The sequence below is a fragment of the Flavobacterium columnare genome, from assembly GCF_014844295.1.
Classification (GTDB): domain Bacteria; phylum Bacteroidota; class Bacteroidia; order Flavobacteriales; family Flavobacteriaceae; genus Flavobacterium; species Flavobacterium columnare.
In genome coordinates this window covers 912,836-931,394 of sequence record NZ_CP054494.1, presented here as the reverse complement: position 1 = coordinate 931,394, position 18,559 = coordinate 912,836, and the positions used below count along the sequence as shown (strand labels likewise).

Genomic DNA, 18,559 nt, shown 5'->3' with positions numbered 1-18,559 from the left:
TATGGATTAAAAACCTTAAACAAATCAAACCAATATAATTAATGGAAATAGTCATAATATTCTTGCTGATACTGTTAAATGGAGTTTTCTCCATGTCAGAAATCGCACTCATATCAGCAAGAAAAAATAGGTTAGAAACCGCTGCCAAAAAAGGCAATACGAGTGCGAAAACAGCATTAGATCTGGCTAATTCACCCAATAAATTTTTATCAACAGTACAAATAGGAATTACCTTAATAGGAATTTTAACAGGTATTTACTCAGGAGATAAAATTACACATGATGTGCAAGAATTTTTTGCTACTTATTCTATTACTGAGCCGTACTCTAAAAGTCTAGGTACTGGAGTGGTTGTAATGGGGTTAACTTTTTTTTCTTTGGTTTTAGGCGAATTATTACCTAAAAGAATTGGTTTAAACTACCCCGAAACAATTGCTAAATCCGTGGCTGTACCTATGAAAATGATTTCAGTAGCCACAGCTCCTTTTATTTGGTTATTAACCAGTTCTACTGAGTTTATTTTGAAAGTTCTTAATATAAAGCCAACAGCAGATGGAAAGGTTACCGAAGAAGAAATCAAAGCAATTATAAAAGAAGGTACAGAAGGGGGAGAAGTACAAGAAATCGAACAAGATATAGTAGAACGTGTTTTTCATATTGGTGATCGAAAAGTAAACTCCTTGATGACACATCGTAAATCGGTGGTTTATCTTTCATTAGAAGATCAAATACATGAGTTGAAATCCCAAGTTTTAGAAGAATTACACTCTATATATCCTGTTTGTGAAGATAATTTAGACAATGTGGTGGGCGTAGTCTTTTTGAAAGACCTTTTTGTGAATTTTGAAAAAGGAGGAAATTTTGACTTGCGTTCTATCACCAAAGAACCTGTATACTTTATAGAGCATACATCAGCCTATAAAGCCTTGGAAAATTTTAAAAAGACAAAAGTACATTATGCCTTTGTAACAGATGAATATGGGGTACTACAAGGTATAATTACTCTTAATGATATTTTAGAAGCATTGGTAGGTGACGCAGCTGAGTTTTATGAAGAAGAATTTCAGTTAGTAGCAAGAGAAGATGGAAGCTGGTTAGTAGACGGACATTATTCTTTGCATGACTTTTTAACTTATTTTGACATGGATGATTTAATCAATGATTATGAAGTGACAACAGTAAGTGGTTTGATTATGACTGAGTTAGGTTCTATTCCTAAAGTAGGCGAAAAACTTATCTGGAATAAAATGGAATTAGAGGTAATAGATATGGACGGGATAAAAATAGATAAAGTAATTGTTCGTTCATTAAAAGAAATAAATTAGAGTTCGGTCTTAGTTTCTAACTATATTGGCTAGGAATTAAGACTATGATTGTAAATTAGAAAGAAATGACAGAAGGGAATTTTGTAGATTACGTAAAAATATATGTAGCTTCGGGTAAAGGAGGAAAAGGATCTTCTCATTTGCATCGAGAAAAGTTTATTGAAAAAGGAGGGCCTGATGGAGGAGATGGGGGACGTGGAGGACACGTTATATTAGTAGGTAATAAGAATCTATGGACGTTATTTCATTTGAAATTCTTAAGACACGTTAAGGCAGGTCATGGAGGAGATGGTGGTTCTTCACGTTCTACAGGACATGATGGCGAAGATAAATTTGTAGAAGTGCCGTTAGGAACTGTGGTAAAAGATAAAGATACAGATGAAGTATTGTTTGAAATAACAGAGCATGGGCAAAAAGAAATTCTTGTAAAAGGAGGTAAAGGAGGACTAGGCAACTGGCATTTTAGAAGTGCTACTAATCAAACTCCAAGGTATGCTCAACCAGGGATGCCCGGTAATGAAATTGATGTCGTTTTAGAACTAAAAGTATTGGCCGATGTAGGTTTGGTTGGTTTTCCTAATGCAGGGAAGTCTACATTATTATCTGTATTAACTTCTGCGAAACCTAAAATAGCAGATTATCCTTTTACAACATTAAAACCTAATTTAGGAATTGTAGCATATCGTGATTTTCAATCGTTTGTTATAGCTGATATTCCAGGAATTATAGAAGGAGCAGCAGAAGGACGTGGATTAGGACATTATTTTTTACGTCATATTGAACGTAATTCTACTCTGTTGTTTTTAATTCCAGCCGATGCAGACGATATTAAAGCTCAATACGATATATTGATTGATGAATTACGTAGATATAATCCAGAACTTTTAGATAAAGAACGCTTGGTCGTAATCTCTAAATGCGATATGTTAGATGATGAGTTAAAGGCTGAAATGAAAGTACAATTGGATCAAGATTTTAAAAGTATTGAGTATTTATTTATTTCTTCTGTAGCGCAACAAGGAATGCTAGAGTTAAAAGATAAGTTATGGAAGATGCTTAACTCTGTAAATTAATTTTTTTAAAAGGTAAAATATAATATTATTTAAGTGATGAAAATAATTTTCAAGTTGTTTTTAGTAATTTCTGTCTTAGGGTTTGCTCAAGATAGAAAATGTGGTACGGAATCCTATATGCAGGAATATTTAAAAGATCCAAAAAACAAAATAGATCATTATAAATTGCAAACTAAATTTAAGGAAAGACTTTTAAAAAATACTAGAGAAGGAAAAACAGAAGATAAACTAGCTGAACCTATAAAAATACCCGTAGCAGTTCACTTTCCAATGTTTACATCTCCTACTGAAAACGATAAAAAATGTATAGCAGGATTAGTACAAAGCCAAATAGATATATTAAACGCGGATTATAATGCGGAGAATAAAGACCTTTCAAAGTGGAGCGTTGATGCGCGTATGTATCCTAATACTTTGAACGGAAAAATGAATGTTCAATTTGTTTTAGCTACGAAAAATCATCCCAAAGAATCAGGATTAGTAGATGGCGTTCCAGCGATTACATTTGGTACAGATTTTTTAAATGATTCTGATTCAGATCCTACATGGAAGGGATATATGAATTTAGTAGTTCGTCAAATCCCTAAAAAAGATAATTCGCAAATATTAGGCTATTCTGTTTTGGGAGGAAGACCATCACAAGGTCATACTGTAGTCATAAATACTTTTTGTTTTGGTAGTGGTTTAGGATGTCCAGGGTATGTACCTGTGAAAAATAATGATTTAGGAAGAACATTGACGCATGAATTAGGACACTTTTTTAACTTAAGACATACTTTCGGTGATGGTAAAGGTTGTGCAACTGGTGATGATGGTATAGCAGATACACCAAAAGTGGGTAACGCAAGTTTTGGTTGTCTTAAACCAGGATCAGTTCCTGGTTGTGAGCCAAATGAAAAAGCTTTAACCATGAACTATATGGATTATCTAGATGATCCTTGTATGTATATGTTTACACAACAACAAGCCGCTGCTATGAAAACCTATTATGATTTGATATCATCTCAATTTGTTAAAGATGTATTTGGTCAAGCTCCTGTAGTTGTGAATGATGTAGAAACAAAGAAAGATTTTAATATTTATCCAGTTCCATTTAATGATATATTAAATATAACCTTTGAAAAGGCACCCTCTTTATATACCCTTCAAGTAGTAGACCGTATAGGTAGAATTGTTTATGAAATAAATGATACCCAAGTAGAAATAGAAGAAAAGCACGATTTGTCTTTCTTAGATTCTGGAGTTTATTTTATAATTATGAGATTTGATAATGAAGAAATAATAAAGAAAGTAAACAAACGATAAGATACATTAAAAAAAAAAAGAGGCTGTCCAAAAAGTAATAAATCAAAATGCAGTTTGTCACTCCGGTAAGGAGGAGTCTCATAATCAATATTATGTGATTTCTCCCTTTGGTCGAAATGAACAAGATTGCGAACTTTTTGGACAGTCTCGTTGTATAAAACTATCGTTCAAGTTTAAAGTTATCAAGAAGTTTTGGACGTTTAGGTTCGTTAGCAACTTTCCATGAAGTTCTGTACATCCACTCCGTCATTTTATATAATTTTTTAAAATTGATATTTTCTGATTCATCTTGCGGTGTGTGATATTGATGATGTAAAACAGAAGTAAAAAAAATAGCAGGTATCCCCATTCGAGCATAAGGAGCATGATCACTTCTAAAATAAAAATATTCAGGATGCTCAGGTAAATCCCAATCTTTTAAAAATTTAAAACGGGTACTTTCGTTGTTAGCATCAATAGCCATTTTAACTAAATCATCAGAGTTTTTATGAGGACTTTCTCCTCCTAATAAAGCCGCCTCATCTAAATTATTACGCCCAATCATATCGCCGTTTAATACAGCCACTATTTTGTCTTTAGGAACCATTAAGTGTTGAGTATGATATCGAGAACCTAATAATCCTCGTTCTTCTGCACCATGAAATACAAATAAGAGGCTGCGTTTTGAAGGTTGCTTTTGATACGCTCTAGCTATTGCAAGCATAGCAACACAAGTGCTTGCATTATCATCCGCTCCATTATATATACTGTCATTCATTACTACGTGTCGGATACCATCGTGATCTTGATGACCGCTAATTAATACATATTCGTTTTTTAGCAGAGGATCTGTTCCGTCTATTTTTCCGATTAGGTTAACGGATGGATATTGATACGTTTCCGTTTCTAGACGAATTTCTATTTCTGGATTTTGAGTTAACCATTCTTTGTTGGATCTTTTAATCCAAAATAAAGGAAGAGTGTTTTCAACTTTATCTCGTAATCCCTCTATACCATATATACCTCGTGTCATTTGAGGGAGTACTTCTGTCCAACTTTTTTCGGAAATGGCGTCTGTTATAAATATAATTCCTTTAGCACCTAATTTTTTTACTTGGTTGTAATATTTTGTTTTAATAAAACCAGGATAACGACGTTCAAATAAAGTCATCTCTTTATCAATATTGGTGTCAGAAATTTCAATTGCAACGATTTTGTCTTGAATGTTCTTCGTAGCTAATTCATCGGGTTCCGCCTTGCCTACATATACAATAGCCGTTTTAAAATCAGCATTTACCACATCCGCTACTAATATGTCTTTCCATATATTAAGACTTTTATTACCTATCTTTATATAACTATTCGGACTTATTTGATGACGATACATGTCAAAAAATTGATAATAAGTGCCAAATTCTCCAGCTGGTTGCATACCTGTTTCTCTCATTTTATTAACAAACCAAGTAGATACTTTTAGTTCATCTAAAGTACCAGCCTCTCGTCCCAAAAATTGATCCCCAGCTAATTGGTACATATCCGTTCGAAGATCTTTTTCTTTAAGGGCTTCTACTAAGGGCTTCTTATAATCTTGTGCCTGTGCCGTTAAAGCGGCTAAATAAATCAATAAGATTTTTTTCATCTCTATTTGTAATTGAATTTAAAATATATGTTTTTTAAATAATTCTGTTAAACCGTTAAATATTAGATCAAGAAAAGATCGTTTTTAATGTCTAAATGTAATTAGAAATAAAACACAAAAGAATTATTTTTTAATACAAGCCTGTAATTAAGTCTTTTCAGTTGCCGATCGTTAAATCTAAATGGTTTTTATTAAACTGCGTTTTGCTTTTTTAAAGATTATTTACTGAAAACACATATTTGTTGTTATAAAAGAAAGTTCTAGTTGTGTTTTTTGGTAAAAAATAAATATTTGGTTTTATTTATTTAAACAATAAGTATTTTTGTTTATATTGCTTTTGAATTAAATATTAAATATATGTTAAAACCATTATTATTTTCTTGTTTATCTCTTGTTTTTTTAGGATTCAACGAAAAAAAAAGTAAATTATCAAAAAAAGATTTATCAATTGGATAAATCTTATCTGAAAAAAAGTAGAGTTCTAGGAGTTTTTGATCTAAATCTAGAACATACTGTTTATAATTCTAATATTCAAAATATTAGAGATGCTTTTAGAGGAAATGCAAATGTTCCGAATGTTTTACAAGTTAAAGTAAAGATTAATGAAGCCAGTTGCCTTCTGTACCTTAATGCAGCTTTTGAAAGTAGGGCTTGCATACCCGCCCCAAACGCTTCATTGTATGTCATAGGATTTAAGGGAGGAGATGGAAGAGATTATTTATTCAATATAGAACCTTTCCCAAATCCTGAATTAAAAGGGGTCAATAGTGTTAGTCTTCCAGTAGATGGTTCTTATAGAAGTTTAGGTCATGCTTCCTCATTGCCAATTATTAATAAAGCTGAGTTAGAGACTTTAGTTAGAACAATAAGTAATTTTAAAGGTACAATAATATCTTCTGCATTATCTTCTGCATTAACTAAAATCATCATCATTACTTGTGAGGCTTCCCGTTTTAAGTCTGTTGAAACAGATGTATATAATATGTTAAGAACTTCTACTCCATTTGATGCGTCAACTCGTTATGATATGATAAAAAGATGGAATACAACTTTGTTAGGAGATAATAATTTTTAATTTTTTAAATCTATGAAATTTTATATACTGTTTTTGTTTTTTATAAAAGGATTTTCACAAGATCCTTGCAGTCGTTTTGCTATTGTATCTTCCAATTTGCAAACGGAACAGCAAAAGGAAGAGTTAAGGCAATATCTAGACAGAGCAAAAGATGCAATAAAAGAATTTATATCCACTAATGGAGGGGCATGTGTTGATGTTATACGTGTTAAAATGCTATTATCTTCAAAAGGTTTTTCAGTTGGTGAGGGGGCTACTTTTGCTTATTGGAAATGGCGTTATCCTCAATACGAATCATTTAATCATACTGCTGTAACAATAATTTTTAAAGGCAAAGAATTGGTACTAGATCCAACTCACAAACAATTTAGAGGAGTAGATCCACTAGATGAAGATATTATTTGTCTTCCAGCCAAAGATTGGATGAATGAGTTAGTAACTAGAACTAAAGGTCAAAATCCTGTCTTAGATCACCAACTCCGGAGTGGAGAGTCATTATATACTTTTGTATGTCCTGAGTGTACAAAACCCAAATTAAGTGAACAGCAAAAAAAAGCTATTGAGGAATTTGATAAACTAGATGATATACGATTAAAAGTAGATATTAGAAGAGAGGTAAATGATAGAAGGAGAGAACGCTGTATTATTTTTTAATTTTTACTATGTATAATTTTATGAAAAAGTTTATTACTACTTTGTTTTTCTTGTTCTTTTCTTTTTTGGGCTTAGCTCAAAAAGGGTTTTATCCTGTTATGGATCCCATAAAGTCAACGAATAGTTATTGTTTAAATGAAAATTGTTATTACTGTTCTACTGCAGCATTGCTAAACACAACAGTTACAGATTTAGTAGCATCAACAGGTATAATGCAACAAGATACTGCACAAATAGATGAAATTATAGATTTATTTAGAAATGCAGGAGTTAGTGTTCGGTGTATTACAGGCTTAGATGAAGCTACTGCCTATTGTCTTCTTTCTACTTTACCTAATGGGCAAAGTGTAGGATTAGCTTATACACGTCAAGGAGGTAGTGGTCACATGGTGGTAGTTACCCGTGATAGTGGATATTATAATAACGGTATCAATCCAAGTTTAAAATGCGTAGATTATCAGTCAAATCCCCCCAGAATTACCGGTTTTCCGTATGAAGGAGGAAATTTAATATATAATATATTTATTAAAAATTGAACTATATTATAAAAAAAATTGATTTTTTAGACAATATAGAAAAAATTATTAGATTTTATTTGTGAATATTTAAAATCAATTATAACTTTATAATATTATGTTAAAAAAAAATATAAAATGAATCAAATTTTACCTAAATCTACAATTCCCTTGTTTTTAGGGAGTGTTTTTTCTCTTTTTGCATTTAAAAATGTGTGCAAAAAAGAAGTTATTGATCCAGAAGTTCAACGTGATATACGCGTTTTGAAAAGCCATAGTTTTGCGGTTTCAAATCCGTATTTAGCTATTGCTATTAAGGATGCTTTGCGAAATATTGAATTAGTTACTTCTTTAAACAGAGAAGATACACGACAAGGAGGATCTACAATTTGTAAATACGATACCGAAATAGGATTACCTAAAAGTTATACCATTGGTTATTCAAAAAACAGTGCGGGTACTCTTTTACATGAGTTAATACATGTTTCAGTTAATCAAAATTTACTTCAAGATTTTGTTAACTACAAATCACCTATAAAAGATAATCCAGTTGTTCCGCAGTACGTTGCTGATGGAGTAAGATTAAATGAAAATTTAAGACAAGCCAAATGGATGGATCCAACAGAAAATACTAAACGAACAGAACAGATGCAAAAAATTGTTAGTTTAACAGATGTTTGCACAAAGTTGAAGCCTGAAGTGAAAGCCTATATAAAGGATAAATGCAGTTATGCCTCTATAAATCCCCATATTGAATATTCAACTACTGTCGTTCAACTAGCCTACTATATGTTTTTACAAGGCTTTCCTGTAAAAAATGCGCCTGTAAATACTCCAGAAAACAATTTGTATGTAGAAATTGATAAAGCATTAATAGAAGATTTAAAAGCGCGTAATGTAATATCAACCACATGCTCCTTAAATTAACCCCAATAAACTAAATTTAACCTAATTTATATGCAATTATTTTTTTATTTATTTTTTATTCTTACAGGGTTTATATTGCAAGCCCAGTCAAGAATTCCAGTAGTGTACGCAACCGCTACTGTTGAAGGAGAGTCCGTTCAAGCTCCTAATAATTTAGATTATGCTTATGATGAAGATGTAAATTCTGCCTATCATTCTAAATGGTCTATTAGTGGAGTGCCTAATACTCTACAATTTTATTTGAGTAACACCTGCTCTAGTGTTAGTAAAGTAATTTATAAGCCTAGGCGTTTAGGATTAAATGGAATTTTTACCAAAGTAAATATATCCTATAGTCTTGCAAATGCTCCTACCGTTTTTATCCCTTTACCAGGCGGAAATAACGGAGAATTTACTTGGATTGCGGATAATATGGATAAAGTTATTAATTTATCACAACCTATTAATAATCCCACAATTTTTAAATTTGAAGTAACTCAAGCATACGGTAATTTTACTAGTTGTGCTGAAATGGAGTTTGAAGGAGTAGTGATCGGTTCAGGAATTAAAACATGTAATTAAATATGAGACATAAAATTTTATTTTTTTTACTGTTTAATGTGTCTCTTTTTTCTCAAATACAGACTAATACATTAGAAACAGGTTTTTTCGGACCTTTTATACCACAGCAAAATGTCTTGTGGAATTCAATTCAAACTAAAAAAGAAGCCTTTGATAAAAAAATACAAAAAGAGTACGATTTAATAAAAGATTGTCCAAATAAAACTAATTTGGATACACTTAATGGAAAATTGATTTATGAAGAACTTATTAATAATACAATAAAAGCTAATAAGGCTTCACGATTTGACGCACTAGGACACGATTATATAAACGAACAAATAGCTAAATACATTAATGGTATTAAGTCATTTGGCTCAGTAATTATTTCTGAAATAGGTGGTTTTGCTAATATGACCCGAGATTATTTTAAAAATTTTAAAGATAATTTTCGGGAAGTAGGAGGTGTGCATGCAATAGATGAACACGCTGAAGATGTTACAGCTGTAATGATCGGGGGAGACCCCACAAAATTTCAGCGTGGTGTTTTTGTGGGTAAAAACGTAAATAATAATGTAATCGGTCAGTATTCAGTTAGTGGAGGAATCGGTTCATTAAGAGACTATAAAGAGGAATTGAAAAAAGATCCGTCTAAATTTTTTGCCATTAATTGTTCATGGGGAGCTCCTTTTCAATGGACAGTAACCCAAGGAATACCTTATTGGCGAGGAGGTTTTAATGGAGATGATTATCTAGATAGACTAAAAGATATTTCTTACAAAGAAAAAGAGTATAATCAATTTTCTTATTTAAACAATAACCAAGCGGTTCTGTTATTTGCCGCTGGAAATCACGGTCATAGAGGATCGGAAGAAATTGACTCAAAAATACAGTTGGGCTCCGATATTTATGTAGATGACCAAAATGGAAAGAAAATTAAAATCCCCTACGGAAGCAATGGCGTTTTATACCCAAAACCTTCCCAAATAAATGGTTCTATTAATTCTTATGCTGGGGGTAAAAACCTAATAACTGTAGGTGCTACAAGTATGCTGAATGATGCTGGAAATTATTCTGTAACAGAATATACCTCTATTGGACCTACTACAGATGGACGTATAAAACCTGATATTTGTGCAGAGGGTCAGACTATTGATTTTAATTTTCAAAAAGAAGAAGGGACATCTTTTGCAACCCCATTAGTAAGTTCTATTGTCTCGGCATTTTCTGAAGAATATAAAATAAATAATGGTCAATATCCTACAGCTACAACAATTAAAGCCTCTTTAATAAATAGTGCATTGGATATAGGCGATCCAGGCCCTGATTATATGTCAGGTTGGGGGCAATGTAATGGAGAAGAATTATTTAGATACGCTGCTAAAAACGCCTTAGTTATTCAAGATGTAAAAACACTAAGAGCTAGTTCTGAAATAATATATAAAATTCCGTTGTATTATCCAGGAGGAGATGTGCCTAAAATAACAGCAGCATGGATGGATGAAGATTTTGGGTTTGGGTTGAATGCAAATATAGATTTAAGTTTACAATCACAGCAAGGAGATATTTATCAGCCCTATATATTAGATGCTAAAAATCCTAAGAAACCAGCTATTAATGGTATAGATAAGATTAATACGGTAGAACAAATTTCTCCAGAATACTTATCAAAAGGATATTACACCCTTATTGTTAAAGGAGAATCTCTAAAAGGGAATCAATTAACCTGCCCCTTGAGTATTGTTATGTCTGGTTTTCTGCCTTATGTTACTATTGATATGGATGTAGCTAATGTACAAGGTAATGTAGGAGACCTATTTAAAATAGGTTTTGTACAAGAAGCGAACCCGCTAGACAATAAAGTACAAACGGTAGAATTTGTAAAAGCTATTCTGACAAATAAAAAATCAGGTAATAATTATGAATTAAGTAAAGATTCTGGTTTATGCCTTTTAGGAGATGTTTGTTTTTTTAAAGGGTTAAATGAAATAGGACAATATGATGCAGAGGTTTTTGTGAAAATTATCAATACAGATGGTTTGGTTGTTGAATCTTCTCAAAAATTTAGAAGAGTATATGAAGTAATTGGTAATTTTACCATGCCTACTGTAGATTTTGACGTTCCTGACTTAGAGTTAGTACCAGGGCAATTTGAACCCGCTTATATAAACATTCAAGCGGAAGATACAGACTCAAATAATTACCCACAAAAGTTTGATTTAGTTTTAAACTATAATGGAAAAGAAATTACATTAGGAGGTCAAGAACTAAAATGCAAAGGAGATTTTATAAGTAAAAAAATAGAAATAAATTTTCCAGGAACTTTTTATTTCACAATAAAAGATAAATTAAACAATAGAAAGCTAGATTCAAACAAGGAAACCTTATCCTATGCTTTTACGGTTTCGGATAAGAAAATAACATTAGATTTTACACAACCCGATTGTGAAGATAATTTTAAAGTTCTAGTTAAAAATCCTTCGCCAGATGTTGTTGATTACGAATGGACTAAATTTATTAGTTCAGGAGGGACAGTTGCCGAAAAAACGATTGCTACTGAATTACCTCTTAAAAATAGTGAATATGTAGCTGTAAAAGTTAAAGAAAATTCAAAAAATAATTATTTCGTTATATCAGATCAGACTTTTAAAAAGTTTTTGCGTTATAATGATGCTAATGGAACAAACTTTAAGCCAACGGTAGAAGAATACAAACAAGATCCAACCGTTTTGTTACCAGGAGATTTTGTTTTTTATTATGATACAACCAGCAGAAAAATTATTTCTAAGTCTAATAAAAACTATGGCTTAAAATTTGTTGGGGGGTCTGTTGTTTGTTCTACAATGGATCAAGCCGATCTTTTTGATCTGAGTAGAGACAGTAATAAAAATGTATTATATACAGTAAAAAACGTTACCACAAATAGCTATTTGAATATTACTAAAGAAGGAACAATAGAAATTTCATCTACTGAAAAAAAACTAATGTTATCCATGGGATTAAAATCTACACCTAGTAATTCAGATAAAGTAGATTTACCAAATTCAGAAATACCTGCGATTAGCTTAACAGAAAGTGCTGCTGAATTTTGTCCAGCTAAAGGAACCAGTTCTTTTACGCTAACGGCTCAAGCTACCGATCCTAGTAAACAAAACGTGTTACAAAATTTATTGTCATCAAATTCTAATGCAACTGTTCAGTTTATAAAAGATGGAGTTGTTCAACAAAATAGCAAATCTTTAACAACTACAGGAACCAGTTCAGGTATTTATCAAGCAGTTGTAACCACAGGATCTTGTTATAAACGTTCGGAAGCGGACTTTGTAAAATCATGTAATCAGGAAGAAAACGAATCTTATGATAATACGCCTAAACCAGGTCCAGGGGGAGGGGCATTAGTTGCAATAGCAGGAGCCGCAGGAGCCACTATAGCAGGTTCAGGTCAGTTTGTAGTAGGGGTGTTAGGAGGCTTATTTGCTATACCAAGTGGTTTTGTTTCTTACACACCAAGTGGAAATTCTCTAAAAACACGCTTCAGTACTGTGAAAATCGAAGATAACACCAATGTCTTATTTACTAATTCATACACTGAATATAAAGATTATGATTTAGGTACTACTTCACAAGTGAGCTTAACGTCAGGTGTAGATTATTATTTTTCAGCTGCTCAAAGTAATAACGATGGGACAACAAGTTTTAACAAACCTAAATTTTTTATAGACTTAAATAATGATGGTATTTTAGAAGCTAGTGAAGATGTTTTGTTCAAATCCGTACTAGTATCAGGACGATACAAATTTACATTACCAACTAATTTTAGAGTTAATGCTTCAACTAAAGCTCTTCTTTATGCTTCATCTAATAGTGCAAAACAAGAAATAATATTAAAAATACAATTAGAAGTTAAGACTAGATTTACAAAAGTAGAAGTAAAGGAGGCTGCGGGTACAGTTCTATTTACATATAATTTCCCAAGTCCATATAATGGATATGCAAATTATGACATCAGTTCAGCAGCCCCAGTGGCTATTTATACAGCGGGTCAAAATTATCAGTTTGTTCCTACTCAAAGCAATAGCGATGGTAGCACATCTTATGGGAAACCTAATTTCTTTGTTGACTTAAATGGTGACGGAATTTTACAAAATTCAGAAGATCTGTTGTTAAGTAGTAATTTGGTAGAAGGACGGTATGATTTTCAAATTCCTTCCTGTTGTGTAGGTACAGGTTCTGTTTTAGCTAAGTACGTAGCTATTGCTGGTAGTGCAAAACAAGAAATCCTATTCAGAGTAGGTTTATTAAAAACACGTTTTAATCAAATTACCATTACTGATTCTTCTGGTTCAAAAATTTATGACAAACGTTTTGTAGGTTTTTATGGATCATATTCAGATTATGACATGATGTCTAAATCTAGTTATACTATATTTAAATCAGGAGAAACCTATACATTCAGTTCAACTCAAACGAATAGTAATGGATCATCTGTTTTTGGGAAACCTAAATTTTATCTAGATTTTAATAAAGATGGTAATTTTACAGAAGATGAAAATGTGTTGAAAGATGCAATACTCAGAAATGGTAATTATGATTTTGTTATTAATTCAAAAAATACAACAGGAAGTTATAACGCTATGTATGTAGCCGTAAGTGGAAAAGCACAACAAAAAATTAAGTTTAATACCAATTATAAGTTTGTTCCTAATTTTTCTATTACAATATCAGGTAATCCTAAGTTATGTGCTAATGATACTCAAAGATATTTAGTAAATATCACAGGAGATACAACGATTGGGTATAAATATATATGGTATCTAAATAATATTCGTCAATCCACAAATAGTTCCGATATTACTTTTACAGGAGCTGTTTTAAATACAGGAGATACATTAAAATCAATTGTATTTACGGATTTAGATCCTGCTACTACAAAAGAAGTTTCTCTTGTAATAGAAAAACAAACGTCTCCTTCGAATATAGTTATTAACGGAGTACGCCCTTTTTGTTCAAATGATGATAATTTAACTTTAAGTTTGAATGTTACAGGAGGTAGTGGAACATTTATATACAAGTGGTATAAGAATGGGATTAAGTTAGTAGAAGGTACTGATATGTCGGCTTTCGCTCTAATTCCTATGGAATGGTCAAATAACGATCGTATAAAAGCATCAGTCTCTTATCAATGCACATCAGGTAGCTGGATTGAAACATTTTCGGAAGAACATACAGTTGTTAAAAATACTTCACCAAGTGCTGTTGCAGTAACTGGATTACGAGCATTTTGCAATTCAGATTTGATTTCTTTATCTGCTAATATAACAGGAGGCTCAGGAAGATTCTTTTATTACTGGACAAAAAATGGGACACGCGTATCAGAAGGCTATGGTAAATCCACTTATATTTTAGAAGGGAATCAATGGAGTAATGGTGATAAACTAAAATTAGTGGTTAGCTATCAATGTATTTCAGGTAGTTGGGTAGAAACAGCTTCACAAGAATATACTGTAGAGAAATACACGTCTCCAAATTCATTAGCTGTAAACGGTTTAGCTCCTTTTTTAGCAAGTGATAGCTTAAACTTAAGTTTAACACAAACTGGCGGTACAGGAAGTTACTATTACTATTGGACAAAAAATGGGACACGAGTATATGAAGGATATGGTCGATCAACCTACACTTTACAAGGGTCTCAGTGGTCAAATGGCGACAAATTACGAGTAGGAATAGCTTATCAATGCGTAGCAGGTAATTGGATAGACATCCTATCGCCAGAGTATACAATAGATGAACGAACAGCACCTACTTCCGTTTCGTTTTCAGGATTAGGAACTTTAAGCGGTTGTGAAACTTCCTACCTTGTATCCGCAAATGTAGTTGGAGGAGTAGGATGTGATAGACTATATTATATATGGTATAAAAATGGACAACGTATTACAGAAGGATTCGATAAAGCAAATTATACAGTGGATAATGCAAATTGGTCTAACGGTGATAAATTAAAATTACAAGTCGATTATTTAACTCGTATAGGAGGATCATGGTCTAATTTATACTCACAAGAATCAACAATAGTAAAAAACAGTTCGCCAAGTTCAATTGCAATTTCAGGATTAAAACCTTTCTGTGATTCTGATGGTATTTCTTTATCTGCTAATATAACAGGAGGTTCTGGAAGATTTTATTATTACTGGACTAAAAATGGAACACGTGTATGGGAAGGATATGATAAGTCGACTTATACTTTACAAGGTTCTCAATGGAGCAATGGCGATAAATTAAAAATGGTTGTAAGTTATCAATGCGCATCAGGTAGTTGGATAGAAACAGCTTCACAAGAATATAGCGTCAATAAAAACATTCGTCCATCAAATATTTCTGTAAATGGATTAAGAACGTTAGGAACTTGTGAGTCAGGACTTGATTTGAATGTAACTACAGACGGAGGAAATGGATCATTTTATTATGTTTGGTTAAGAAATGATATACGTATTGCGGAAGGATATGACAAGAGAAATTATAGGCTGAATAGAAGTGATTGGACGAATGGTGATAAACTAAAAGTATTAGTTCAAGTTCAATGTGCAACAGGTTCTTTTGATGGTACAATTACTTACGATTTACCAATAACCATATCTAATATACCTAATATACCTATTGTAAATAAAGAAATTATAGAACTTTGTTCTAATGAACAAACCTCAGTTACCGTTTCAGGTTTTGATTCAGGAGATCAAATAAGATGGTATAAAAACAACGTACTTACACAAGAAACAAGCAAAGATTTTTACTTGCAATCTAATAGTTGGAACAATGGTGATGTGATAAGTGCCGAATTTGTTCGTAATAATTGTGTTAGTCCAAGAAAAAATATAACGGTTTACAAAAATACTTCACCAAGTGCTGTTGCAGTAACTGGATTACGAGCATTTTGCAATTCAGATTTGATTTCTTTATCTGCTAATGTAACAGGAGGCTCAGGAAGATTCTTTTATTACTGGACAAAAAACGGGACACGCGTATCAGAAGGCTATGATAAATCCACTTATATTTTAGAAGGGAATCAATGGAGTAATGGTGATAAACTAAAATTAGTGGTTAGCTATCAATGTATTTCAGGTAGTTGGGTAGAAACAGCTTCCCAAGAATATGTTGTAGAAAAATATAGCTCTCCGAGTTCATTAGCTGTAAACGGTTTAGCTCCTTTTTTAGCAAGTGATAGCTTAAACTTAAGTTTAACACAAACTGGCGGTACAGGAAGTTACTATTACTATTGGACAAAAAATGGGACACGAGTATATGAAGGATATGGTCGATCAACCTACACTTTACAAGGGTCTCAGTGGTCAAATGGCGACAAATTACGAGTAGGAATAGCTTATCAATGCGTAGCAGGTAATTGGATAGACATCCTATCGCCAGAGTATACAATAGATGAGCGAACAGCACCTACTTCCGTTTCGTTTTCAGGATTAGGAACTTTAAGCGGTTGTGAAACTTCCTACCTTGTATCCGCAAATACAGTAGGAGGAGTAGGATGTGATAGACTATATTATATATGGTATAAAAATGGACAACGTGTTACAGAAGGATTCGATAAAGCAAATTATACAGTAGATAATGCAAATTGGTCTAACGGTGATAAATTGAAATTACAAGTCGATTATTTAACTCGTATAGGAGGATCATGGTCTAATTTATACTCACAAGAATCAACAATAGTAAAAAACAGTTCGCCAAGTTCAATTGCAATTTCAGGATTAAAACCTTTCTGTGATTCTGATGGTATTTCTTTATCTGCTAATATAACAGGAGGTTCTGGAAGATTTTATTATTACTGGACTAAAAATGGAACACGTGTATGGGAAGGATATGATAAGTCGACCTATACTTTACAAGGAAATCAATGGAGCAATGGCGATAAATTAAAAATGGTTGTGAGTTATCAATGCGCATCAGGTAGTTGGATTGAAACACCTTCGCAAGAATACACAATTGTTAAAAATACTTCACCAAATGCTGTTGCCGTAACTGGATTACGAGCATTTTGTGATTCGGATGGTATTTCTTTATCTGCTAATGTAACAGGAGGCTCAGGAAAATTCTTTTATTACTGGACAAAAAACGGGACACGCGTATCAGAAGGCTATGATAAATCTAATTATACATTGCAAGGAAATCAATGGAATAATGGAGATAGATTGAAATTGGTTGTGAGTTATCAATGTGTTTCAGGTAGTTGGATAGAAACAGCTTCACAAGAGTATAGCCTAGATAAATATACCTCTCCAAGTACTGTTGCAATAGCAGGACTACGCTCATTATGTAATTCAGAAGAATTGTCTTTAACAGCTAATCTTACAGGAGGAACAGCCAATTTTTATTACTACTGGACTAAAAATGATGTGAGAGTACATGAAGGATACGGAAGATCTAGTTATACATTAAAAGGATCAGAATGGTCAAATGGTGACAAAATAAGATTAGTAGCTAGTTATCAATGTATATCAGGAACTTGGATTGAAACCTCTTCGCAAAGTTATGTAGTAGAAAAAAATACTTCACCAAATTCCGTTGCAATATCAGGATTACGGGTATTGTATGGTTCAGGAGATACGTCATCATTAAATGCCAGTCTTACAGGAGGCTCAGGAAATTATTATTATTATTATTGGACTAAAAACGGGGTGAGAGTTTATGAAGGATATGGTAGATCTAGTTATACACTAAAAGGATCTGAATGGGCAAATGGTGATAAAATAAAATTAGTTGCTAGTTACCAATGTGTATCAGGTGCTTGGATCGAAACCCATTCTCAAGAATATACGGTTCAGAAAAGAGAAATACCTAATTTAGTGTATGATTATAATTATAATTGGCCAGGTTTTCATGTGTTTGTATGGAAATATAATAATGGGGAAGTAGTTAAAGGGAAAGATGTATCAGAAGTGACTTGGAGTTGGGATCAAATGGGCTTTGCAGATCAAAACTATAGTAGTACCTATTATCCAGGGGAAAATGACGATATAATAGAAAGTAGAAGCACCTTTTTGATGAATTGTCTTTTTGGTAAAAGAGGGAATGTGACTTCTAAATTAAAAATGAGAGACGGTAGAGTATATGTTATACAAATTTACATACCATGTTATGGAGGTGATAGCCCTGTTACTGTAGCTTCTGCTAGATTAGACCAAAATCGAGCAGTTACTACCGATGATAAATGTAAAGTTTATCCAAACTATATTTCGCAAAATGAAGAAGTAATTAATTTAGATTGTGAAAACTATGAGGATATCAAAGAAGTTGTTTTAGTTAATGCTATAGGACAACGTTTGGAATTAAAATTGGATAAAGTAGCTAAGAAGATTTACTTGCCAAGTAATATGAAAAACGGTATGTATTATATAAACATAGAGCGCGCGCAATCAGATAATTCAGTTTATAAGATATTAGTAAAATAGATTGTATAAACAATTTTTTAAAATCAGGCTTGGAAATTTCCAAGCCTGATTTGTTTTAACCCCAGATTA

General features: G+C 32.5%; 10 protein-coding genes. 9 read left to right on the top strand and 1 reads right to left on the bottom strand.

Annotated elements, in window-relative coordinates; all coding sequences use genetic code 11:
• Window positions 1–92 precede the first annotated feature (92 nt).
• From HUE53_RS04140 to HUE53_RS04130, 3 genes are all read left to right on the top strand, one after another.
• Window positions 93–1,325 (top strand): hemolysin family protein, encoded by a 1,233-nt coding sequence (locus tag HUE53_RS04140; protein ID WP_014166327.1) that lies wholly within the window; start codon window positions 93–95, stop codon window positions 1,323–1,325.
• Window positions 1,326–1,390: 65 nt separating this feature from the next.
• The gene (gene obgE / locus HUE53_RS04135) at window positions 1,391–2,398 is read left to right on the top strand and encodes a GTPase ObgE (protein WP_192188726.1); all 1,008 of its coding nucleotides are present in this window, start codon (window positions 1,391–1,393) and stop codon (window positions 2,396–2,398) included.
• 36 nt (window positions 2,399–2,434) lie between these two features.
• Window positions 2,435–3,703, top strand: a complete 1,269-nt coding sequence (locus HUE53_RS04130; RefSeq protein ID WP_192188725.1) for a M43 family zinc metalloprotease — start codon at window positions 2,435–2,437, stop codon at window positions 3,701–3,703.
• 160 nt (window positions 3,704–3,863) lie between these two features.
• Here HUE53_RS04130 and HUE53_RS04125 read toward each other — a convergent pair whose 3' ends face one another.
• Window positions 3,864–5,321, bottom strand: coding sequence for a M28 family metallopeptidase (locus tag HUE53_RS04125; protein WP_060383200.1), 1,458 nt, complete (start codon window positions 5,319–5,321; stop codon window positions 3,864–3,866).
• Window positions 5,322–5,769: 448 nt separating this feature from the next.
• Here HUE53_RS04125 and HUE53_RS04120 point away from each other — a divergent pair, with 448 nt between their 5' ends.
• The 6 genes from HUE53_RS04120 to HUE53_RS04095 all read left to right on the top strand — a co-directional run bounded on the left by HUE53_RS04120 (window position 5,770) and on the right by HUE53_RS04095 (window position 18,490).
• A complete protein-coding gene (locus HUE53_RS04120) occupies window positions 5,770–6,396 on the top strand; it encodes a ribosome-inactivating family protein (RefSeq protein WP_192188724.1) in 627 nt (208 codons plus the stop codon).
• Window positions 6,397–6,408: 12 nt separating this feature from the next.
• Window positions 6,409–7,050, top strand: a complete 642-nt coding sequence (locus tag HUE53_RS04115) for a hypothetical protein (protein WP_192188723.1) — start codon at window positions 6,409–6,411, stop codon at window positions 7,048–7,050.
• Between the two features lie 20 nt (window positions 7,051–7,070).
• The gene (locus HUE53_RS04110; RefSeq protein WP_077225574.1) at window positions 7,071–7,586 is read left to right on the top strand and encodes a hypothetical protein; all 516 of its coding nucleotides are present in this window, start codon (window positions 7,071–7,073) and stop codon (window positions 7,584–7,586) included.
• Between the two features lie 117 nt (window positions 7,587–7,703).
• Window positions 7,704–8,492: a hypothetical protein gene (locus tag HUE53_RS04105; protein WP_014166320.1), complete on the top strand. Its 789-nt coding sequence runs from the start codon at window positions 7,704–7,706 to the stop codon at window positions 8,490–8,492.
• Window positions 8,493–8,522: 30 nt separating this feature from the next.
• Window positions 8,523–9,053: a coagulation factor 5/8 type domain protein gene (locus HUE53_RS04100; RefSeq protein WP_014166319.1), complete on the top strand. Its 531-nt coding sequence runs from the start codon at window positions 8,523–8,525 to the stop codon at window positions 9,051–9,053.
• Window positions 9,054–9,055: 2 nt separating this feature from the next.
• The gene (locus tag HUE53_RS04095; RefSeq protein ID WP_192188722.1) at window positions 9,056–18,490 is read left to right on the top strand and encodes a S8 family peptidase; all 9,435 of its coding nucleotides are present in this window, start codon (window positions 9,056–9,058) and stop codon (window positions 18,488–18,490) included.
• The last annotated feature ends 69 nt before the right edge of the window (window positions 18,491–18,559 follow it).